The 21,310-nt window shown below is 59.4% G+C and carries 22 protein-coding genes; 7 read left to right on the top strand and 15 right to left on the bottom strand.

What is annotated here, in order from left to right:
* Window positions 1-107 precede the first annotated feature (107 nt).
* Both ACSSVH_RS09520 and ACSSVH_RS09525 read right to left on the bottom strand, forming a co-directional pair.
* Window positions 108-1,454 carry a glutamine synthetase family protein gene (locus tag ACSSVH_RS09520; protein ID WP_492634410.1) on the bottom strand — a complete coding sequence of 449 codons (1,347 nt, stop codon included), beginning with the start codon at window positions 1,452-1,454 and terminating at the stop codon, window positions 108-110.
* Between the two features lie 22 nt (window positions 1,455-1,476).
* A complete protein-coding gene (locus ACSSVH_RS09525) occupies window positions 1,477-2,034 on the bottom strand; it encodes a helix-turn-helix domain-containing protein (RefSeq protein WP_038441866.1) in 558 nt (185 codons plus the stop codon).
* A 206-nt stretch (window positions 2,035-2,240) separates the two neighbouring features.
* On the opposite strand from ACSSVH_RS09525, the gene ACSSVH_RS09530 reads away from it, so the two are divergent.
* Together ACSSVH_RS09530 and ACSSVH_RS09535 are read left to right on the top strand one after the other, a co-directional pair.
* Window positions 2,241-2,546 (top strand): RcnB family protein, encoded by a 306-nt coding sequence (locus tag ACSSVH_RS09530; protein ID WP_070995670.1) that lies wholly within the window; start codon window positions 2,241-2,243, stop codon window positions 2,544-2,546.
* Window positions 2,547-2,721: 175 nt separating this feature from the next.
* Window positions 2,722-3,927 carry an MFS transporter gene (locus ACSSVH_RS09535; RefSeq protein WP_492634411.1) on the top strand — a complete coding sequence of 402 codons (1,206 nt, stop codon included), beginning with the start codon at window positions 2,722-2,724 and terminating at the stop codon, window positions 3,925-3,927.
* A 129-nt stretch (window positions 3,928-4,056) separates the two neighbouring features.
* On the opposite strand, the gene ACSSVH_RS09540 is transcribed toward ACSSVH_RS09535, so the two are convergent.
* From ACSSVH_RS09540 to ACSSVH_RS09550, 3 genes are all read right to left on the bottom strand, one after another.
* Window positions 4,057-4,305 (bottom strand): DUF1652 domain-containing protein, encoded by a 249-nt coding sequence (locus ACSSVH_RS09540; protein ID WP_029296553.1) that lies wholly within the window; start codon window positions 4,303-4,305, stop codon window positions 4,057-4,059.
* An 11-nt stretch (window positions 4,306-4,316) separates the two neighbouring features.
* On the bottom strand, window positions 4,317-4,568 hold the full coding sequence (locus tag ACSSVH_RS09545; RefSeq protein WP_029296551.1) for a CsbD family protein: 252 nt from the start codon (window positions 4,566-4,568) through the stop codon (window positions 4,317-4,319).
* 134 nt (window positions 4,569-4,702) lie between these two features.
* The gene (locus ACSSVH_RS09550; RefSeq protein ID WP_432755439.1) at window positions 4,703-6,196 is read right to left on the bottom strand and encodes a PAS domain S-box protein; all 1,494 of its coding nucleotides are present in this window, start codon (window positions 6,194-6,196) and stop codon (window positions 4,703-4,705) included.
* Between the two features lie 264 nt (window positions 6,197-6,460).
* On the opposite strand from ACSSVH_RS09550, the gene ACSSVH_RS09555 reads away from it, so the two are divergent.
* Together ACSSVH_RS09555 and ACSSVH_RS09560 are read left to right on the top strand one after the other, a co-directional pair.
* Window positions 6,461-7,429 (top strand): hypothetical protein, encoded by a 969-nt coding sequence (locus ACSSVH_RS09555; RefSeq protein WP_492634412.1) that lies wholly within the window; start codon window positions 6,461-6,463, stop codon window positions 7,427-7,429.
* Window positions 7,430-7,516: 87 nt separating this feature from the next.
* A complete protein-coding gene (locus ACSSVH_RS09560; RefSeq protein ID WP_169956157.1) occupies window positions 7,517-8,137 on the top strand; it encodes a transglycosylase SLT domain-containing protein in 621 nt (206 codons plus the stop codon).
* Window positions 8,138-8,174: 37 nt separating this feature from the next.
* Here ACSSVH_RS09560 and ACSSVH_RS09565 read toward each other — a convergent pair whose 3' ends face one another.
* The 3 genes from ACSSVH_RS09565 to ACSSVH_RS09575 form a co-directional block, all read right to left on the bottom strand.
* Window positions 8,175-9,344, bottom strand: a complete 1,170-nt coding sequence (locus ACSSVH_RS09565; RefSeq protein ID WP_492634413.1) for a hypothetical protein — start codon at window positions 9,342-9,344, stop codon at window positions 8,175-8,177.
* A 14-nt stretch (window positions 9,345-9,358) separates the two neighbouring features.
* Window positions 9,359-10,246 carry a nitrilase family protein gene (locus ACSSVH_RS09570; protein ID WP_170043162.1) on the bottom strand — a complete coding sequence of 296 codons (888 nt, stop codon included), beginning with the start codon at window positions 10,244-10,246 and terminating at the stop codon, window positions 9,359-9,361.
* A 140-nt stretch (window positions 10,247-10,386) separates the two neighbouring features.
* Window positions 10,387-12,336 (bottom strand): flavin monoamine oxidase family protein, encoded by a 1,950-nt coding sequence (locus ACSSVH_RS09575; RefSeq protein ID WP_492634414.1) that lies wholly within the window; start codon window positions 12,334-12,336, stop codon window positions 10,387-10,389.
* A gap of 239 nt (window positions 12,337-12,575) precedes the next feature.
* Here ACSSVH_RS09575 and ACSSVH_RS09580 point away from each other — a divergent pair, with 239 nt between their 5' ends.
* The 3 genes from ACSSVH_RS09580 to ACSSVH_RS09590 all read left to right on the top strand — a co-directional run bounded on the left by ACSSVH_RS09580 (window position 12,576) and on the right by ACSSVH_RS09590 (window position 15,107).
* Entirely contained in the window at window positions 12,576-12,920 is a 345-nt protein-coding gene (locus ACSSVH_RS09580) for an FKBP-type peptidyl-prolyl cis-trans isomerase (protein ID WP_169956153.1), read from the top strand.
* 136 nt (window positions 12,921-13,056) lie between these two features.
* A complete protein-coding gene (locus tag ACSSVH_RS09585) occupies window positions 13,057-14,277 on the top strand; it encodes a putative DNA modification/repair radical SAM protein (protein ID WP_169956151.1) in 1,221 nt (406 codons plus the stop codon).
* Window positions 14,274-15,107: a TIGR03915 family putative DNA repair protein gene (locus ACSSVH_RS09590; protein WP_169956149.1), complete on the top strand. Its 834-nt coding sequence runs from the start codon at window positions 14,274-14,276 to the stop codon at window positions 15,105-15,107. Before ACSSVH_RS09585 ends, ACSSVH_RS09590 begins: the two co-directional genes overlap by 4 nt.
* A gap of 193 nt (window positions 15,108-15,300) precedes the next feature.
* On the opposite strand, the gene ACSSVH_RS09595 is transcribed toward ACSSVH_RS09590, so the two are convergent.
* From ACSSVH_RS09595 to ctlX, 7 genes are all read right to left on the bottom strand, one after another.
* The gene (locus tag ACSSVH_RS09595) at window positions 15,301-15,798 is read right to left on the bottom strand and encodes an Lrp/AsnC family transcriptional regulator (RefSeq protein ID WP_029296543.1); all 498 of its coding nucleotides are present in this window, start codon (window positions 15,796-15,798) and stop codon (window positions 15,301-15,303) included.
* A gap of 14 nt (window positions 15,799-15,812) precedes the next feature.
* Window positions 15,813-16,655 (bottom strand): ABC transporter ATP-binding protein, encoded by an 843-nt coding sequence (locus ACSSVH_RS09600; protein ID WP_262380948.1) that lies wholly within the window; start codon window positions 16,653-16,655, stop codon window positions 15,813-15,815.
* A gap of 3 nt (window positions 16,656-16,658) precedes the next feature.
* Entirely contained in the window at window positions 16,659-17,372 is a 714-nt protein-coding gene (locus ACSSVH_RS09605; protein WP_057439424.1) for an ABC transporter permease, read from the bottom strand.
* Entirely contained in the window at window positions 17,369-18,070 is a 702-nt protein-coding gene (locus tag ACSSVH_RS09610) for an ABC transporter permease (RefSeq protein ID WP_169956147.1), read from the bottom strand. Before ACSSVH_RS09610 ends, ACSSVH_RS09605 begins: the two co-directional genes overlap by 4 nt.
* 155 nt (window positions 18,071-18,225) lie before the next feature.
* Window positions 18,226-19,005 carry an ABC transporter substrate-binding protein gene (locus ACSSVH_RS09615; RefSeq protein WP_169956145.1) on the bottom strand — a complete coding sequence of 260 codons (780 nt, stop codon included), beginning with the start codon at window positions 19,003-19,005 and terminating at the stop codon, window positions 18,226-18,228.
* A 257-nt stretch (window positions 19,006-19,262) separates the two neighbouring features.
* Window positions 19,263-20,309 (bottom strand): ornithine cyclodeaminase, encoded by a 1,047-nt coding sequence (gene ocd / locus ACSSVH_RS09620; protein WP_076962598.1) that lies wholly within the window; start codon window positions 20,307-20,309, stop codon window positions 19,263-19,265.
* 11 nt (window positions 20,310-20,320) lie between these two features.
* On the bottom strand, window positions 20,321-21,247 hold the full coding sequence (gene ctlX / locus ACSSVH_RS09625) for a citrulline utilization hydrolase CtlX (protein WP_170057921.1): 927 nt from the start codon (window positions 21,245-21,247) through the stop codon (window positions 20,321-20,323).
* Window positions 21,248-21,310: the final 63 nt, after the last annotated feature.

The raw sequence follows: 21,310 nt of genomic DNA on the forward strand, positions 1-21,310 counted from the left end.
GGGCGTTCGTCGGGCTTTTTCAAGGTAACACCTTGCTCAAGGCCGCGAAGCTCAAAATGTGGGAGCAGGCAAGCTGTTCCCACAAGGTGGGGCAGGGTGCTCGGTATTTACAGATACCAGCGATATTCGCGCGCATTGATTTCCTGCTGGAAAGCCAGGTGATCCTGGCGTTTGTTTTCGCAGTAGACGTCGACAAACTCCGCGCCCAAGCCCTCGCGCAGCGCAGGTTGCTGTTGCATGGCGCGCACGGCCTCGAGCATTTCCAGGGGGAAGTCGTGGCCGCTGTCGCGGTCCTCGTTCAGCGGTGCGATAGGTTCGCGCGCCGCCTCCAGGCCATGTTCAAGCCCGACCAGGATTGCCGCCAGCACCAGGTATGGATTGGCGTCGGCACTGGCCAGCCGATGTTCGATTCGCAGGTTGCGCGGGTCGGACTCGGGAATGCGCACGCAGGCATCGCGGTCTTCATAACCCCAGCAGGCTTTGGTGGCGGCATTGACCGTACCGCCCAAGCGGCGGAAGGCGTTGTGGTTGGGTGAGAAAATCGGCATGCAATGGGGCAGCAGTTCCAGGCAACCCGCCACCGCGTGGCGCAACGGTTGCTGCTGGTGCGCCGCCAGCAGGTTGTTGCCGGCAGCATCGTACAGGCTGACATGCACATGCATGCCACTGCCCGGATGTTGCAGGTAGGGCTTGGCCATGAAACTGGCGCGATAGCCATGCTTGAGCGCCACGCCACGGGTGCTGCGGCAGAACAGGGCGGCCCAGTCGGCGGCGCGCAGGCCGTCGTCGAGGTGACCGAAATTGATTTCGAACTGGCCAGGGCCCAACTCGGCAGTGATCACCGTAATGTCGATCCCTTGGGCCTGGGCGGTCTGCACCATGTCATCGAGCACCGGGGCGAAACGCGACAGCCGCTCGATGTGCAGGGTCGGTTGGTCATCGGGGTCGTCGCTCAACGGGTCGCGGGCAAATTGCGGCAGGCCGTCGGCCAGTTTCCGGTCGAACAGGTAGAACTCCAGCTCGAACGCCACCACCGGGTGAATGCCCTTGCCGTGCAGGCGTTCCAGGACTTTGGCCAGTACTTCCCGGGGCTCGAATTCGATGGGCGCCTCGGTGCCGTCAGAGGTGATCAGCATCTGCCCCAGGGGCTGCGCTTCCCAGCTCAAGGGCTTGAGCGTGCCGGGCACCAGGCGGCGGTTGGCGTCGGGATCGCCGTCGTGGAAGCAATAGTCGCCGATCTTGAACAAACCGCCCTGGGCGCCCAGCAGTACCGCGTTCTGTGGCAGCTTCAGGGGGCTGCCGGCGGCGACTTTTTCCAACATTTCAACCGGGTAGCGCTTGCCGTAGAACCGCCCTGGGATGTCCAGGCAAATCAGGTCGACGTAACGTACATCCGGATGGTTCTGGCGAAAGGTCCGCACTTCGGCCAGTAACGTGGAGGAATGGCTTTTCACGGGTGACGCTCCTTGGTGTGCCTCAGTTATAGACCCACAGCACGCGGGCCGGCAGGTCGGTCAGGTTGCCATAGCGGCAGTGGGCGAAACTGGCCAGGTGAAAGCTGTCGCCGGGGCCGAGGGTGACCGCATCGGCTTCGCCCTCGACCCACAGCGTCAGGTGGCCTTCAAGTACGTAACCGGCCTGTTCGGCGCGGTCGCTCATGGTCTGTTCGCCACTGTTGGCGCCGGGTTCGAGCAGGCTGTCGAGGATCGAAAACGCCCCTTGCATGCTCGGCGAGACGAGGATATCGGTGATGCCATTGGCGTAATACACCGTGCGCCGCTCGTTGGGGCGCGTGACCCAGTCCACCGCCTTGGGCTTGGACAGGCTGTAGAAATAAGTAGTGGGCACATCGAGGGCATGGCTGATGGCAGTCAGGTCCGCTACGGTGGGGCGCGATAACCCCCGCTCGACCTGGGACAGGAACCCCACGGAACGCTCGATCTTCTGTGCCAGTTGGGCCAGGGTGAGCTTTTTGTACTTGCGCAGGTCGTGAATCAGGATCGCCAGGGCGTCCAGTTCTTCTTGTTTGTCCATGGGGATTTCGTGAAATTCTTATCTAAAAATTTCATGAAAAATTACAGGATTAATTTCACCAGCGCAATAGGCGGTCCAGTGTAGGAGCCGGCTTGCCATCCACCGCGGGATTTTCCGGCAGGCAATCGGTGCCTGGGTTGCCGGTGAATGATTGCCCAGCCCTGCTGTCGGAACCTGGGTACACATCATTTATTGAAGGAATGCCCATGAAAGCAACGTCCCTGATTGCCAGCCTGCTGGTTGCCGCCAGCCTGTCCGCCACCAGCCTTACCGTGCAGGCCGAGGACAATCCGCAGAAAACCGTGGAGCCTTCAAACATCAATACCCGAGACTTGAAAGTGGGAGACCGTGCGCCGGATATCCTGGTGCGCAAGGAATCGGCCCTTGCAGACTGGAAAAAGCGCGGGCTCAAAGCCCCCCATGACGACAGCCAGTGGGCGCGGGTCAATGACCGTTATGTGCTGGTGAAAATCACCAATGGCACCATTCTCGATATCACCCCTGCCAAGTAACCGGGTTGGGGGAAGGGGCCCGCGCCCTTCTTCCCCCTTTGTGCTGCGCATTTAAAAATTGCATGCACGAATGCATAAAAACAGTCTTTTTTGCCGCTCATCCTGAGTTAAGGTAGCTGCGCTTCGCGCCCGTCATGGCGTGTGCAACGACTCCTTTTCAGGAAACGAGAGCAGGATGCTGAACACAATAAAAAACTACCCCCGCAGTGTGAACCTGCTGCTGTCGGCCACGCTGGTGCTGACCCTGGCCAAGGCGATCACCTTTCCCTACATGGTGATCTACCTGTCCAGCCACTTTGCCCTGGGCATCAGCCAGGTGGGCCTGGTGATCGGCAGTTCGCTGATCGTCGGATCCCTGCTGAGTGTGTATGGCGGGTTCCTTGTGGACCGGGTCAACAGCTACCGGCTGTTGCTGGGCCTGAGCCTGTTGTTCGTCCTCGGGTTTGTCGGCACGCTGCTGGCACGCGAGTTGTGGCTGTTCTATAGCTGCCTGATCCTGATCAACCTGGCGTATGCGGTGATCGACGTCGCGGTCAAGGCCGGTTTTGCCAGCCTGTTGCCCGTCGACGCGCGCAGCGAAGTGTTTTCCATCAAGTACACCCTGACCAATATCGGCTACGCGGTAGGGCCGTTTTTAGGGGCGATGGTGGCCAAGGTCGATATGAGCCTGCCATTTGTCTTGTCGGTGCTGCTGGGGCTGGGTTTCTTCCTGCTGTACTGGCGTTGGGGCGACCGCAGCCTGGCCACGGTCGACGCCGCGCAAAAGCCGGTGCCCTTCATCGCGGTGGGCCGGGTGTTGCTGCGCGATCATCGCCTGGTGTGCTTCACCCTCGGTGGCCTGCTCAGCGCCGTGGTGTTCGGGCAGTTCACGGCCTACCTGTCGCAGTACCTGGTGACCACCTCGGACGCCGAATACACCTACACCGTGATCAGCGCCATCCTGACCACCAACGCACTGCTGGTGATCGCCCTGCAATACGTGATTGGCCGGCAGATCAGCCACCGTCACCTGAGCCGCTGGCTGCTCCTGGGGCTGGCGATGTTCATGGTGGGGGTGATCGGCTTTGCGCTGTCCACCAGCGTGTGGTGGTGGGTGGTGTCGATGGCGATCTTTACCGTGGGGGAAATCATCGTATTCCCCGCCGAGTACATGTTTATCGACCGCATCGCCCCGGACCACCTGCGGGGCATGTACTACGGCGCGCAAAACCTCTCCAACCTCGGCGCCGCGCTGGGGCCGGTGTTGTGCGGGTTGGTGCTGGCCAGCCTGCCGGCGCACTACATGTTCTACATGCTGGCGGGGTTTATCGTGGCCGGAGGGCTGTTCTACTTTATCGGGGCGTCGTTGAAGCCGCGCCCTGACATCCCACCACCTGGGTAAACGTCTGCGTCCCTGTGGGAGCGGGCTTGCCCGCGATTGCGGCCTGTCAGTAAATGCATCTTTGACTGAGCCGCCGCCATCGCGGGCAAGCCCGCTCCCACAGGGGATAGTGCCTACAAGGGGGTGGGGTCAGATGGAGATGGCACCGCCCACGGTGTTGCTGTGCAATTCGTAGCGCAATTCTTCGACCATCGTCGCGACGTCCTGCGGGGTCTTGAGCTTGTTCACGCTGATCCCGGTGACCACCAGGTCCACGCGCCCACTCTCGGCATCAAACACCTTCAACGTCAGTGACGAATCGCGGCACAGGGTGAACTCGCAAGTCAGTGGCAACAAGGCTTCTTCGATGCAATTACGCAGTTGGGACAAGGTAAACATGCCGGCCCCCATTAACGACGACGCAGCAACAGGCCCAGGACCAGACCCACGCCCGCGACGATTGCCACGGTGGCCAGCGGCTTGCGTTGGGCAAAGTCACCGACATTGTCCAGCACATCGCCATAGGTCTGTTGCAGTTGGCCGGCCGCCTGGCGCGCTACGCCCTGGGCCTGGAGTTGTTCGTCATCGGTCATGTCGCCAAGAAAGTCCTGGGCCTTTCCGACGGCCTTTTCCACGCGGCCTTTGATTTGTTCACTTTTCATGATGTCTCCTTCAAGGGCAACAATCGCCATGGCACAGAGCGTCAAACCCTGTGGCTACCCTTCAAGGTTAAGCAGCCCATCCCCTCGCAATAAGGCGAATTTGCACTGGTAGGGCTAGTGCATTTGCACTTGCGTCATGGTTTTTTTACCCGTCGCTCGCCGGCAAACAGCCCTCGTTCCCGCGCCCATACAATCGCGGCGCTGCGGCTGTGTACGTTGAGCTTGGAGTACACCGTTGCCACATGATTGCGCACGGTATTGGGCGCCAGCTTCAGGCGCGAGGCGATTTCCTTGTCGGCCAGGCCTTCGCAGATCAACCCCAGTACATCCCGCTCACGGGCGGTCAGGTCGGTGAAGGCGATGTTCGGCTGGTTGGGGCTGTTGACGCTCTTGGCGTTGGCCAGTTTTTCGATCAGGGTCTGGCTGAACCAGGAGGCGTCCTTCATCACTTCCTCGATGGCCGACACCAACTCCAGCTCCGAGCGTTTGCGCTCGGTGATGTTCATCATCACCAGCAGGTAACAGGCGGTGTCCTGGATGGTTACGGTGTCGGCCGACACCACGCAGTCAATCACCTCATTGCCTTTTTTGCGGATCTTCAGGTCCTGGCCTTCGAGGCTGCCGGCCTTTTCCAGGGTGGCGAACAACTGCGTGCAGGCCTCGCTGCTGTCGATAAAGTTGATATCGCTGATGGATTTGCCGATCAACTCTTCGCTGGTGTAGCCGGTGATGGTCATGAACGCATCGTTGACGTCCACCACCTGCTGATTGCCCGCGTCGCACACCAGGGTTGGCACCGGCGTCAGGCGGAACGACTTGGCAAACCGCTCCTCGCTCTGGCGCAGGGCGGTTTCGGCCTTTCGCCGGGGCTCAAGGTCAGTGAAGGAAAACAGCATGCATTCCTCATCGTTCATATCCAGCGGCTGGCCGGCGACAATCACCAGCTTGCTGCCGCCTTCGGGGAGCTTCAGCTCGGCTTGCATCTGCGGGATGGTCGCACCTTCGCCCAGGCGCTGGATTGCCAGCTCCTTGCGCTCGGCCTGTTCCAGCACGTCCAGTTCGTACACCGAACGGCCGATGACCTGGTCGCGGTTGTAGCCGGTCATTTCGAGGAAGCCCTGGTTGACCTTGATATAGCGCAAGTCACTCAGGCGGCAGATCACTGCCGGCGCCGGGTTGGCGTTGAAGGTCTTTTCAAAGCGCTGCTCGGCGCTGGCCCATTCGGTGGCATCGCTCAAGATCAGCACCAGCAATTCCGGCTTGCCGGCGCTGTCGGTGAGCGCCAGGCTGCGCAGACGATGGACCCAGGTACGGTCGGTGTCGGCGATGGGCGTGACTTCGACCACCACATCGCTGAACTCTTCGCCGTTGGCCACCCGGCTCAGGGGATAGGCCTCCAGGGGCAGCGGGTGATTGTTGCGGTAGCGCAGGGCAAAGCGCTCGGCGTATTCGGCGGTGTTGGCCCCCAGCCCGGCGATGTCATCCAGGCCATGCATGGCCAGCGCGGCTTCGTTGGCCCACAGAATGCTCTGGTCGATCTCGGCGAGAATCACCCCATCGGACAGGCCGGAAATGATCTGCTGCAATTGGCGGCGATTGGTTTCTTGGGCGAGGACGGCCTGGCTCATGGTTTCTCCAAAAAAATCCGCGTAGGAGCCGGCTTGCCGGCGATGAGGCCCCAAGCCTCATCGCACGCCTTACGGCCGTCTTCGCCGGCAAGCCGGCTCCTACAGGTGGTGTGTGTGGAGTACGACAACTGGCCTTGAGCATAGTGCAGACCGATTCAGCTTGGCGGGGTGCGAATGCACCAGTTGCCCTAGTGCAATTGTGCCGAGACCGCAACCTCCGGCCTCGACACACTGACGGCCTACTCACTTGTCCAAGGAACGATCATGACCACTTTGTATGAAACCAACCGCTCGCCTTTTCGAGTGTCCTGGGGCTCGGTACTGGCCGGTAGTGCAATTGCCCTGGTGACCTACCTGGTGCTGAGCGTGCTGGGTACCGCCATCGGCGCCAGTGCAGTCGACCCCATGGCGGCGGGTAACCCGCTGAGCGGTTTTGGCACCGGTGCCGGGATCTGGCTGTTTGTCTCCACACTATTGGCGATTGGCGTGGGCGCCTTCGTCGCCGGCCGCACCGCCCCGGATCGCGGCGGCCTGCACGGCGTCCTGAGCTGGACCATCACCACCTTGCTCACCACCTGGCTGCTGGCGGCATTGGCCACCAGCGTGGTCGGCGCAGCGGGCAATGTGGTCGGCAAAGGCCTGTCGGCGGCCGGCAGCGGAATTGCTGCGGTAGCCCCCGGCATCAGCGACAGCGTCAAGCAGCAGTTGAACGAGAAGGGCATCAGCCTGGATTGGGACAGCTTGCAGGGCGAACTCGACACCTTGCTCAAGCAAAGCGGCAAGGCTGAACTGGATCCGGCCAATGTCGAACAAAAAGCCGACCAGGCAGCGGCAGACGGCCAGCAAGCGGCTACTGATGCCGCCACCAACCCGGCCCAGGCTGCGACTGAGCTCAAGCAATGGTTCGAACGCGTCAAAGCTTCGGGTGAGCCTGCGTTGAATGCCGCGGACAAAGAGGCGCTGGTCAACATCGTCGCTGCCCGCACCGGCAAGAGCCAGGCCGAGGCTAGCCAGATCGTCGAAAACTATGCCCAGGCGTATCAGCAGGCCGTGCAGAAAGTCGAAGAACTGAAAGCCCAAGCCGAACAAAAGGCTCGTGAAGCTGGCGAAGTGGCGGCCAAGCAACTGTCCCGCGCGGCGTGGAGCACTTTGTTGATGTTGGTACTGGGCGCCGCATTGAGCTTTGGCATCGGTCGCCTGGCCATTTCGACCCGTAAAGTGCCCGTGGCTTGATCAAGGTCCATTGATGTCGTGACCACAACACCTTGCGTGAGCGCGTAAAATGTCGGCTTTTTTACGCGCTCATGCAAAGGTACGCTTTTGACCCCGCTAAAAACCACAGCCCTCCTGCTATTCACCACCCTGTTGGCGGCGTGCGGCACTTCACCGCCACGCACCCCTGACGACATCTGCGGCATCTTCCGCGAAAAGGACGACTGGTACGACGCGGCCAAAGTCACCCAGAAGCGCTGGGGTGTGCCGATCCAGGTGCCGTTCGCCATCATGTATCAGGAATCGGGCTTCCGGCAGAACGCCAAGACCCCGCGCAAGTACCTGCTATGGATCATTCCCTGGGGCCGCGTCAGCACCGCAGCCGGCTACGCCCAGGCCAAGGATGAAGTGTGGGGCGACTACCAGAAAAGCACCGGCCGCAACTGGGCCAGCCGCCAGGACTTCGACGATGCCATCGACTTTGTCGGCTGGTACATGGACAAGACCGCCAGCATCAACGGCGTATACAAATACGACGCCTATGGCCAATACCTCAACTACCACGAAGGCTGGGGCGGCTACCGTAACCGCACCTACGCCAGCAAGGCGTGGCTGTTGCCGGTAGCCGGCAAGGTCAAGGCCCGCTCCGATCTGTATGCGCGCCAGTATGCGGGGTGCAAGGCGGATCTGGAGCGGGGGTTCTGGGGGCGGTTCTGGCGCTGGTTGTGAGGCCAGCGGGTCAGGCTCATGAGCCTGACCCGCGTGTTTACGCGATCAGCCTGCCAACGATGGGCACAATCAATAAGGTGCTCAGCGCCATCGAGATCACATTGCCGATATACGGATGAATGTATGCCGGCAGCCGGCCCGCAATGGCACAGGCCAGCGGTGGTGCAATCAGCGCGCCGAGCAACGCGCTCGAACCGACCACCATCCAACTTCCGCCATGGGTCAACACCGCCGCCGGTACGACCGACACCAGCGGCACATAGGTGGGATACCAACCGCGCTTGATCCACTGACTGCGCCAGATCAGCACGCCCAATGCCGATGTCAGCGCCTGGGCACCGATCAGTTGCAGCACCAGTCCCGAACCATAGGCAGCGCTCAATGGGTTCAAGGCATACGCCAGCAGGACCCCCGCCAGCAGGCCAAGGCTGGCCCACTCATTGCCGAAGAACGTCGCTTCGGAAAAGTCCGCCAAGACCCTGCGCAAACTCCAGCCCAGGCCATAGGTTGGCGGCTTGAGCGGCAACGGTTTGTCCGTGGCGATAAAGTCCGAACGCACCAGAATCGGAACGCGACGACAAACGACAAAGGCCATCACACTGCCCGCTGCCATGCCCAGTACGTTGCCAATCACCACCGGTAACTCCAGCGGTACACAGACAAAATTGACGATCAGCAAGCACATCGGCGTGACCAACAGCGCACCCAGCAACGCGCCGTTGAGGGTGACCTTCCAGCCGCCACCAAACATCAGCACCATCGCCGCCGGCAGGGAAACAAACGCGGCGAAGGTGGGCTGCCAGGTGTCCGCAGTGAGCGTCCACCCCCACAACAGATTGCTCAACAGCAGGCCCAGCAGGGAACTGGTCACCAGCCACGGCCACAGCCCACTGCCGTAGCAAATCGCAAAACCCTGCCAGCGCCTGCCGGTGCGGCTGGCCCACCAGGCCAGGTACGCACCCGTCAGCAACCCAAGGGAAGCCAGTTCATGCTTGTAGAAGGCTACCTCGCTGATATCCCCCAATACCCAGCGCAGCCAGGCGATTGGCTCGGGTAAGCCTGCCACCATATCGCCGTAGCCGGGCCAGGAACCCTGATGTGTGAGGGTCGTCCAGAGGATCAGCACGGCACTGATGAACACCAATGCGATGATCGCCTTATCGACTTGAGATCGCGCGGTCCCGGGCTTGATGAATAGATTTTCCATGACCCACCCTCCCTTCAGCGTGGCAGGGCAGGGTGATGGGAATAGCCGAGCATCTGATCGTACAGATCATGGCGCCGGTCACGGTGCAGGTCGTTGAGGCTGTTCCAGATCGGCGCACTGCGGGCGCTGGTCAGGTCGATATCGGCGAACAGGATTTCCTGGCGGTTGGCCGACGCCACCTTGCCGATAGGCCAGCCATTGGTCCCGGCGATCAGCGAACACCCCAGGTAGCGCGCATCGCGCTCCTCACCGATACGGCTGGCAGCGGCGATAAACACGTTATTGACATGGGCGGCGGTCATGGTCAGGTACGACGCCATGCATTTGCCGGCCTCGTCGAACAGCGGCGGCGGCGTCCACACCCAGTTGTTGAGGCTGCAAATGATATCGGCGCCTTGCTGGCTAAGGATCCGTGGCACTTCCGGGAACCAGATATCCCAGCAGATCAACAGGCCAATGCGCCCGATAGGCGTTTCAAATACCGGAAAACCCAGGTTGCCGGGGGTGAACCACAACTTTTCCAGGTTCCACAAATGGGCCTTGCGATACTTACCGATCAACCCATCCGGGCCCAGCAGTACTGCGGTATTGAACAACTGCCGGCCATCGATCTCATTCAGGCCCGCCACCAGATACACCTGATGGGTGGCGGCAAACGCCATCCAGGCCTGCACACTGCTCCCGCCGGGAATGGCCTCGGCATGCTCGAATGCGTCCTGGCGGCTGCGGAAGAAGTAACCACAGTTCGACAACTCCGGCAGCACGATCAGATTAGCCCCACCACCGACCGCCTCCGCGGCCAAGGCCAGGCTGCGCTGAAGATTGTCTTCGCGGTTGTCCAGACCGACCTGGGGATCGAACTGCACCACAGCGACACGGACGGGGCTTGTTGATTCGTTCATTGGGGGTGACCTCTTATTTTTATACAACCGGGGTGGTTGAGTGTTTATAAGAGTCAACTACATGTTTAAATGAAAGTCAGATAGATCCTGTTGAAGTGTGGTTTTTTTCTGAAGGTGAACTTTGTTAAGGTGTTAAGGGCTTAATGAGCGGTTGAATATTCTGGATAATCTTGCATAGTGAAACCTCCATTGAAATTTGCCTTGGTTTTATTGCAGATGTTGATGACTGCATCTACGGCTCCCCTGAAACAGGGCTCTGTCCAGCCTGCATCAACTGAAAATGACTCACCGCAAAGATAAAGGCCGGATTTGTGTGAGAAGTCTCTGTTGTATTTCATTAGGCTTACCGCATCGTAGTAGGTGCCAGGGCGATACAGTTTGGCGCAGCCGAATGAGTTTTTATCAGCCATCCATCGCTGGACGACTGCCTGTTCATGACCTATGTAAGGTGAAATTTTTTCTTTTATGTTTTCGGAGTTCATAAGTATTCTATCCAGCTCGTCAATGCAGCGCCTAACCAGTTCTTTGTCGTCGAAAAGTGATAGCTTTGTAGCGTCGTCTTCCCAGGTGTAGCTAAGGAGGATGCAGTCATAGGTGGTGTTTTCGTTGTAACGGTACATGTATGTGTCATGAATAAAGCTATCGGAAATTATCACTTGAGGGATTTTGCTATTTTTTGAAAGTAGGGATTTCTTTAATGGTGCGTATATTTTGCAGCTGGTTTCCCAGTGAGCGGTTTTGTAGGCGTTTACTGTTTCGAACGGAAGCATATTTTGGTCAAAGTTTTCAAGTCTTATCTGGGTTTCTATGATCCATGATGGAAGTGTAATTATTACGGAGTCGAAGTCCTTCGTGTGTTTTTCTGTATCGGATCCTGAGCTTGACTTCCAGTCATAGCTTACTCGTATTTTTTTGTTGTGTAGTTTGGTCAGTTTTGTGACCGTTGAGTCGGTAAGCAAGCCATTTTCGGATTCTCTTAGGTGCTCATACAATGATCTATCATTTTCGGCGTCTTTCATAAATAGGAGGCACTCTGCAAGTGCTGCGAGCCCTATATAGTTTGGCTTGTTAAATCGCAGTCCTTTTGAGTCGAAAACAGCCGCGCTGTGCAGGTAAGGCGAATCTAGAACACTATTGTCTGGCCTTACGCGGCCGTGTATCAACTGTAGATGGCTGCTAAAGCCGAAGACTGCGGTACGTAAGGGGTAAAGTGAGCAAATGTCGTAAAATGCCCCCCAGCTACCATCGCCGATGCCGATTGCATAGAAAACGGCAGATTCTTGCGCGGTCATTCCCATCCCTCCAAAGTCTCCTGGGTTATTCATGCTCCAATCTGCAATTGTTGGCATTTTCACCAAATCTCGAAATGAAATGCTCTCATATCTATTAACTATAGAGTTCCAAAAATTTTCCCATTGGTCATCACCATAAAGCTGCTCAATTTTTTGTGTGAAGCGTTCGACGAATACTTTCCACTTGGCATAAACTTTTCCTATCTCTTCTCCAGGGGGTGAGGTCGTACCATTTTCATTCTTCCAAATTAGCATGGTCGGCTGAGTCGCGTTGTCAACCCTTCCTTCGCGCAAATAAATGCCAGTTGATTTAACCCATGGGCTTCCGGGGTTAGGGAAGTTGGTGGAGAGCAGGTCAAATTTGTTGGCGTAGTAAGCCATAAGGGATCGACCTTCGTTAGGAGTTTCGTCTGACCTGTTAAAGAAAGGCATGCGCATAGCTCCCATCTCAAATGGTGGGCGACCTATATTGCTGGAGTTTTGGTTTCCCAAAACGGTAAGATGTCTGCCACCTATCCGTTTTGACTTCTCCAGCAACGTAATATGGGTAAAGCCGCAGCGATACAATTCCCGTGCGGTCGTCAGTCCTGTTACTCCAGCACCAATTATGCAGATTTTATGATTGTGATCAGTGGCGTTTGCTATTCCCCCGTGAAGTTCTACCAGCGCCCTATAGTCGAAACATAAGTCAGGGGGGTTGGGGAAACGTCCACGCCATTTATTGTTTGGAGATCTCTTTGAGCGCATGCGCCGCGCTGCGATATCCGCAGGGTAGTTAAAGTCTGATCCGATAGTCATGTGGAGACTCCATAAGTGCTAGTTAGGTTTTTAGGGATTTATCGTCCGTTTTTTCTTGAAGATTTAATATGAGTGTTGTGGTGTTTTTTAAAAAGTATATTCGCGACTACTTGTAAGAGCGTCTCTTGTAGCTCTATGAGAAACTAATAGTGAAGACTGGGATTCTGCTTGCCAATCCTTCCATGTTCTGAGAAAAGACCTGTCTGGGCGATCCCATACAGAAACAATGAGAGTAATGAATGAGCACCGAAGAACTGCAAATCACCGACATCCGCCAAGGCGACGGCAAAACCGTGGTCAAGGGTGCGCTGATCACCACCCAATACACCGGCACCCTGGAAGACGGCACGGTGTTTGATTCGTCCTGGGAGCGGGGCAAACCGTTTCAGTGTGTGATCGGTAGCGGTCGCGTTATTAAAGGCTGGGACCAGGGCCTGATGGGGATGAAGGTCGGTGGCGTGCGCAAGCTGTTTGTGCCGGCGCATCTGGCTTATGGCGAGCGGACGATGGGCGCGCATATAAAGCCCCATAGCAATCTGCATTTCGAGATTGAGTTGCTGGAAGTGCTGACGCGCGACGATTGACGGCCTGACACCATGCAATCGTAGGAGCCGGCTTGCTTGCTCCTACGGTGATTTGTTCTACCGTTCGCCTGTCTCCCCTTGAATGGCGGGTGCTGCTGCTGATACTGTACAAAAATACAGTATCGGGTGGCCCGCCATGCAGTTGATCGAAAAACTCAGCATCCTCGCCGATGCCGCCAAGTACGACGCGTCCTGCGCCAGCAGCGGGGCGCCCAAGCGCACCTCCGAGGGCAAGGCCGGGCTAGGGTCGAGCGATGGCATGGGCATCTGCCACAGCTACACGCCCGACGGGCGCTGTGTGTCGTTGCTCAAGGTGCTGCTGACCAATTTCTGCCTCTACGACTGCCAATACTGTGTCAACCGCCGCTCCAGCGACGTGCCCCGTGCGCGGTTCAGCCCGGAGGAGGTGGTGAGCCTGACCCTGGACTTCTACCGGCGCAATTGCGTCAGCGGGCTGTTTCTCAGCTCGGGGATCATCCGTTCGGCGGACTACACCATGGAGCAATTGGTGCGGGTCGCCAAATTGCTGCGTGAGGAGCATGACTTTCGCGGATATATCCACCTCAAGACCATCCCCGAAGCCGATCCTGCGTTAATTGCCGAGGCCGGGCGGTATGCCGATCGCTTGAGCGTGAACATCGAGTTGCCCACTGATAAAAGCCTGCAGATTCTCGCGCCGGAGAAGCAGATCGGTTCGATCAAGCAGGCGATGCAGACGATTTTCACCGGTGAGCAAACCGTGCTCAACGAGCCACGGGCACCGCGTTTCGCCCCGGCCGGGCAAAGCACCCAAATGATTGTCGGCGCCGATGACACGGACGACAGCACCATCCTCCACGGGGCCGAGGCGTTGTATGGCAACTTCAAGCTGCGCCGGGTGTATTACTCGGCCTTCAGCCCGATTCCCAATAGCCCGAAAAGCGTGCCTCTGGCGGCGCCGCCATTGATGCGCGAGCACCGGTTGTACCAGGCGGATTTCCTGCTGCGCAGTTACGGGTTTCGCGCCAATGAGTTGTTCGCGGGGCCGGGGGATCTGGCGCTGGACATCGATCCCAAGCTGGCCTGGGCCCTGGAACATCGCGAGGTGTTCCCGCTGGACCTGAACCGCGCCGAGGCGACGTTGATCGCGCGTATCCCAGGGATTGGCCTGCGCACCACCGAGCGCCTGGTGGAGCTGCGCCGGCAACGCAAGATCCGTTTTGAAGACCTGGCACGCATGCGCTGTGTGTTGAGCAAGGCCAAGCCGTTTTTCATCACCAGCGACTACCACCCCCAGCAAGCAGAAAGCACCAGCGTGCTGCTGCGCGAGCAACTGCGCGACCGCCCGCAACCGCAACAGATGGGGTTGTGGGGATGATCAGCCTGGAATGCGACAACCTGTTCAGCACCTGGCGCGAGCAGGCGCGCTGGCTGCTCAGTCATCAGATCGACCCCAGCCATGTGTGTTGGGGCGAAGCGGAAGTGGCGGACCTGTTCGCCACCGATGAGCACTACCCCCCGCACAATGGCCCGTTCCAGGCGCGCATTCCCAAGGCCCTGCTGGAGCTGCTGGAAAGCGCCGCCTGTTACCACGGCGAACAGCGCTGGAGCCTGTTGTATGAAGTGCTGTGGCGCGTCAGCCATGGTGACCGCACGGCGATGATGGCGGGGGATCAACTGGGCAGCGAGCTGCAGCGGCGGATCAAGCAGGTACGGCGTGAGGCCCATCACCTGCATGCGTTTGTACGTTTTATTGCCCTGCCGCAAGCCGCGGGACCGCAACTGCCGGAGTATGTGGCGTGGCACGAGCCGGCCCACGACATTCTGCACAGTGCCAGCCAGCACTTTGTCGGGCGCATGGGCCGCCATCGCTGGATGATCGCGACGCCCCTGGATGGGGTGTATTACGACGGTGAGCAGTTGATCCATCAACGCCAGTGCCCGGAGCAATGGCAGCAGTTGGCGCAGAATGTCGAAGACCCGCACAGTGCCATGTGGCTGACCTATTACAGCCATATCTTCAACCCGGCGCGGTTGAATCCCAAGGTCATGGAAGGGCACCTGCCGAGCCGGTTCTGGAAAAATTTGCCGGAGGGCAAGTTGATACCGGGGTTGATCAGCGAGGCGCGGACGGGCAAGCAGCGGGATGGGCAGGCGAAGCTGATTGGTGAGCGCCCTGGCAAGCGGATTTCAAGCGGGCAGGGTTAAAACGTGTGGGAAACATATGGGAAGCATATGGCGGGCTGGCTTGTGTGGGAGCTGGCTTGCCTGCGATAGCATCACCTCGGTATAGCTGATAGACCGAGGCGTCTGCATCGCAGGCAAGCCAGCTCCCACACAGGCCAGCCCCCACACCAGCCCACCCCCCACATCTGATCTGCATCGTGTGAGGCGATGGGGTTCAGGCCAGCTCAGTCGCGGTGTTTTTCACCACCGCCAGCTCTGGATGGGCCACCAGTTTGTCGATGTGCAGCTCGTCGTTGTTCAACCAGGTTTCCGTCAGCACGCGGTAGTGCTCCATGTCCCGGCAGCGCATGCGCAGGCTGTAGTCGAAGGGGCCGCTGATCAGTTGGCATTCGAACACCTGCGGGCAGGCCTTGACGCAAGCTTCGAAGGCTTTTTGCGCCGAGCGCCCACTTTGGTTGGACAGGGCCACCAGCACCAGCAACGACAACCCCGGCGAGACCATCTGCACATCGATGATCGCGCCATAGCCGCGGATCACCCCGCGCCGTTCCAGCTTGCGCACCCGTTCCAGGCAGGGCCTGGGCGTCAGGTGCACCAGCGAAGACAGCTTCTCGTAGGTGATGCGCCCCTGATGGCGCAGTACATCGATGATGGCTTCATCGATGCGATCCAGCGCAGGGGAGGAATGGGGTCCGTTGGCCTTGGTATCCATGGTCGATTCTGTGTTCACTTCAAGCGGTTGGAGAGAAATTGCTGCAAGCGTTCGCTGTTGGGATGGTCGAGGATCTCGGCGCTGCCTTGTTCTTCGACGCGGCCCTGATGCAGGAACAGCACCTGGCTGGACACTTGCCGGGCAAAGCCCATTTCGTGGGTGACCATGAGCATGGTACGACCTTCCTCTGCCAACGTCTGTATGACTTTTAGGACTTCCCCTACAAGCTCTGGGTCGAGTGCCGAGGTCGGTTCGTCGAACAGGATAATCTCCGGCTCCATGGCCAGGGCCCGGGCGATGGCCACGCGCTGTTGCTGGCCACCGGAGAGAAATGCCGGGTATTGGTCGGCGACCCGGCCCGGCAGGCCCACTTTATCCAGGTACATCCGCGCGCGTTTTTCTGCCTCGGCGCCACTCACGCCCAACACCCGGCGCGGCGCCATGCAGATGTTTTCCAGCACGGTCATGTGGCTCCACAGGTTGAAGTGCTGGAACACCATGGCCAGGCGCGTGCGCAGGTTCTGCAGTTGCGCCTGGTGCGGCGCCTGCACGCCTGCGCGGCCCGGGCGCATTTCAATGCTGATGCCGTCCAGGGTGATCACCCCGGCGTCGGGTTGTTCGAGGAAGTTGATGCAGCGCAGCATGGTGCTTTTGCCAGAGCCGCTGGCGCCGATCAGGCTGATCACATCGCCCTTGCTGGCGTTGAGCGAAACACCCTTGAGCACTTCATGGTCGCCATAGCTTTTATGCAGGTCTTCGACCTTGAGTTTGACGTTGGCGCCGGCCGCCACCACGCTCGGGCGGGGCGCGGCAACGTGGGTGGGATGAGCGGCCAGGGCCTGTGCGGACTGATTCATGGGTTAGCCTCGGGTCGGGACAAGAAAGCGCATCCAGCGTCGTTCGGCCAGTCGGAACAGGCCCACCAATGCAAAGGACAGCAGCATGTACAGCAGCGCGGCAATGCCGAAGGCCTGGAACGTGAGGAACGTTTCGGCGTTGGCGTCGCGGGCTACCTTGAGGATGTCGGCGATGGTTGCGGTAAACGCCAGGGACGTGGCGTGCAGCATCAGGATCATTTCGTTGCTGTAGGCCGGCAACGCGCGGCGCAGCGCGGCGGGAATTACCACGAACAGGTTCATCCGCCAGCCGTGCAAGCCGTAGGCCCGTGCTGCTTCAATCTCGCCGTGGGGAATATTGCGAATGGCCCCGGCGAAGATCTCCACGGTGTAGGCGCAGGTGTTGAGCACAAATGCCAGCAGGGTGCAGTTCAACGCATTGCGGAAAAACTGGTTGAGCAGGGCGTTGTCCTGCACCACCTCCAGGCTGTACAGGCCGGTGTAGCAAATCAGCAACTGGATATATAGCGGCGTGCCGCGAAACAGGTAGGTGTAGACCTCCACCGGCCAGCGTAGCCAGAAGTGCTCGCTGACGCGGGCAATTGCCAACGGGATCGACAGGAAAAACCCTAGGATCACCGACACAATAAACAGCCACAAGGTCATGGCCACCCCGGAAAACCCCGAGCCATCGGTCCACAGATACGCCAGGCCGTATTGCTGGATCAGTTCAATCATCGCGCCACCCCTTTGATGCCAACGTTGTAGCGCCGTTCCAGGCGCTTGAAGATGCGGTTGGAAAGGGTGGTGATCACCAGGTACACCAGGCCCGCGAGGATCAGGAAGTACAGCGGGTCATTGGTGGTCTTGCCGGCGTTCTGCGCGGCCTTGACCAGGTCTGCCAGGCCGATGATCGACACCAGCGCCGTGGACTTGAGCAGCACCAGCCAGTTATTGCCCAGCCCCGGTAACGCAAACCGCATCAACTGCGGGAACATTACCAGCCGAAAGCGCTGCCAGCGGCTCAAGCCGTAGGCGGTTGCCGCCTCCAGTTGGCCCACCGGCACACTGAGCATGGCACCGCGAAAATTCTCGGTGAAATACGCACCGTAGATAAAGCCCAGGGTGATCACGCCTGCGGTGAAGGGATCGATTTCGAAGTAATTCCAACCGAGCATCTCGGTCAGGTCGTTGAGCCACAGCTGCAGGCTGTAGAAGATCAGCAGGATCAGCACCAGGTCCGGCACGCTGCGGATCAAGGTGGTGTAGAGCGTGGCCGGGATGCGCAACAGCTTGTGGCTGGACAGCTTGGCACCTGCGGCGATCAAGCCCAGGGTCAGGCTCAGGACCAGCGCGAGGAACGCCAGCTTGATGGTCATCCAGGCACCCTGGGCCAACAGCGGGCCGAAGCCTTGCAGGTTGAGGAGTTCATTCATGAAGGGAGATCTCGATGGGCACGGTTTCCCTTTGTAGGAGCAAGCTTGTTCGCGAAAATCGTCAACGATGACCGGGTAAAACGGGTACCCGGTGGAGATCTTGATTTTTTCGCGAGCAAGCTCGCTCCTACAGGGGGAGAGGCTATCTGCTGACGTTATTCGTGATAGATATCTTCGTCACCGAAGTATTTCTTCTGGATCAGCGAGTAAGTGCCATCAGCCTGGATGGCCGCGATGCCCTTGTTGATCAGCGCCAGCAACTCCTGGTCGTTCTTGCGCAGGCCCATGGCGATGTCCAGCGGCAAGGTCGGGTCCTTGAAGGCCGGGCCGGACTGGTAGTCGGCGCCTTCAGGCTTGGACAAGAAGTTGAGCTGGGCTTCGAGCTTGTCGGTCAGCGTCGCGTCGAGGCGGCCGTTTTGCAGGTCGGCGTAGTTCTGGTCCTGGGACTGATACGCCTTGACCTGGGCACCGAGCTTGGCCAGGTGAGCACGGGCGTAGGCTTCTTGCAGCGAGCCCTGGAGCACACCCACCTGTTTGCCCTTGAGGGATTCTGGGGTGTCGCCGAAGCCTGCACCCTTGCGGGTGATCACTGAGGTGGGGCTGAGGAACAGGCGGTCACTGAAGTCGATCTGTTTTTGCCGGGCCGGGGTCACGGCCATCGAGGACATAATGGCGTCGAACTTGCGCGCACGCAGTGCCGGGATCATGCCGTCGAATTCGTTGTGGACCCAGGTGCATTTGACTTCAAGCTTGGCGCAGATGGCGTTGCCCAACTCAATGTCGAAACCTTGCAGGCTGCCGTCGGCGGCCACGGATTCAAAGGGTGGGTACTCGGGGAACACGCCGAAACGGATTTCTTTCCATTCCTGGGCCTGGACGGCGGTGGCGCACAAAGGCAGGAGCAGCGCGGCGACGAGTGATCGGAGCGGAGTCATGGTGTTTTCCCTATATTTTGTAATTGATGTCAGGGCAGTAGAAAGGGTGCGGCATGCATTCATTTGCTGACTCTTTGGTCGCGCTCAGAATGCTTCATGATGGTGCGTTTTTTGTGTCGTTTACCTAGGCGTTGGCACGCGGAATACGCTGTTAAAACACCGGTTGCAGCAGAATCGGCTGCAACACCCTGTATATCGGCTTTTCAAATCAGGATTTACGGCCCGCCGCTCGCGCAAAGCGGCAGGCCAGAGCGGTTTCAGGCGCGCTTTTTGTGCTGTGCGACCGGTTGCTGGGCCAGGCGTGCGAACAGGTCCTTGGGGTCGGCCAGGTCCGGCACCAGTTCCAGCTCGCTGCCCACGTCCAGGGCCTTGGCCACATCCAGCACATAACGCAGGGCCGAGTAGTCTTCGAGGGCAAAACCCACCGAGTCGAACAGGGTGACCTGGCGCGCGTTTTCCCGGCCCGGCTTCTGGCCGTTGATCACTTGCCACAGCTCGGTGACCGGCGAGTCCTCGGGCATATGCTGGATTTCGCCTTCGATACGGCTTTGCGGTTCGTACTCGACGATCACCCGCGCGCGCTCGACAATGCGCCGGTCCAGCTCGGTCTTGCCGGGGCAGTCGCCGCCGACGGCATTGAGGTGCATGCCGGGCTCGATCATGTCGTCGGTAAGGATGGTGGCGTAGGCCTTGTCGGCAGTGACGGTGGTGACGATATCGGCGCCTTTCACCGCCTCGGCAACGCTTGCGGCCAGGGTCACTTTGATCGCCGGGAAAGCCTTGAGGTTGTTCGCCAGCTTGTGCATGGCCTTGGAATCGATATCGAACAGGCGGATCTCATTGATGCCCAGCAAGGCATGGAACGCCAGGGCCTGGAATTCACTTTGCGAGCCATTGCCGATCAACGCCATGCTGCGGCTGTTGTCCCGTGCCAGGTAGCGCGCGACCAGGGCCGAAGTGGCGGCAGTGCGGATCGCGGTAGTCAGGGTCATCTCGCTGAGCAGCACCGGCTTGCCGGTGTCCACATCTCCCAGGGCGCCGAACGCCATGACCGTGAGCATGCCGCTCTGGGTATTCTTCGGGTGGCCGTTGACGTATTTGAAGGCATACAGCGAAGCATCCGAGACCGGCATCAGCTCGATCACGCCCTCGGGCGAGTGGTTGGCCAGGCGCGCGCATTTTTCGAAGTCATTCCAGCGCAGGTAGTCGGCGCGGATGTACTCGGCCATCTCCGTGATGCAGGTTTGCAGGCCTTTTTGCGATACCAGGTAGCTGAGGTCGTTGACGTCGATGTAACGGGTCATGGAAAAACTCCTTATTGGAATGAGGCGCGGGCCGGAAGATGCACTTCGGCCAACATGCAGCGGGCACTGCCGCCACCGATGCGTTCGATGTTGTCGATATTCACCACGACTGGGTGGGTGTGGCGCTCCACATGCTGGCGCTGCGCCGGCTTGAGCGAGCGCCAGGCGCTGGCGGACATCACCAGCAGCGGCTGGCCGTCGCGGTCGTGGAGTTCCAGCATGTTGCCGGCGAAGGCTTCCAACTGGTCGAAGTCCAGGGCCAGGATGTCTTTGCCGGTGTCGCGCAGGGAGCGTTCCAGGCCTTGGCGTTCGTGGGCTTCGGGCAGCGCGTCCAGGCACACCACCGACAGGTCGCGGCCGACGCTCATCATCACGTTGCTGTGGTAGATCGGTGCGTGATGGCGGTCGACGGCGTGGAAGGCGCAGACCTGATAGTCCAGGCGCTCGGCGAACTGGCGCAGCGCATCGCGATGGGTGCGCCCAGAGTGACAGGCGTAGCTGATGCGGTGCTGGCGGTCGAGGACCATGCTGCCGGTGCCTTCGAGGAACATGTTCTGTTGTTCCAGGTGGCTGAAATCGATGGTGTGCTTGATCGCGAAGCGCTGCTCCAGTACTTGCAGCACACCTTTGTTGCGTTCCAGGCGACGGTTCTGGCCTTCCATCGGGTACAGCACCAGGCTGCCGTCGGCGTGGCTGCTCCACCAGTTGTTGGGGAAGATCGAATCCGGGGTATGGGGTGCGGGCGTGTCCTGCACCACCAACACTTCCACGCCATGCTCGCGCAGGGTGGCGACGTAACCGTCGAACTCTTGCAGCGCTTTGTGCTGTGCGGCCACCGGGTCGACGGGCGCGCGCTGGAAGCGGTTGTTGATCGCGGTGTCCGGGTTAAAGGCAAAGTGCGCCGGGCGGATCATCAGGACGGTATTGGTGGTTTGCATGGGGGCACGGGTCCATGGGGTTGGGCATTGCGGCTATTTTGTGCGCTCTGGCCGCAGAATCCC

Source organism: Pseudomonas sp. HC1(2025) (assembly GCF_058742075.1).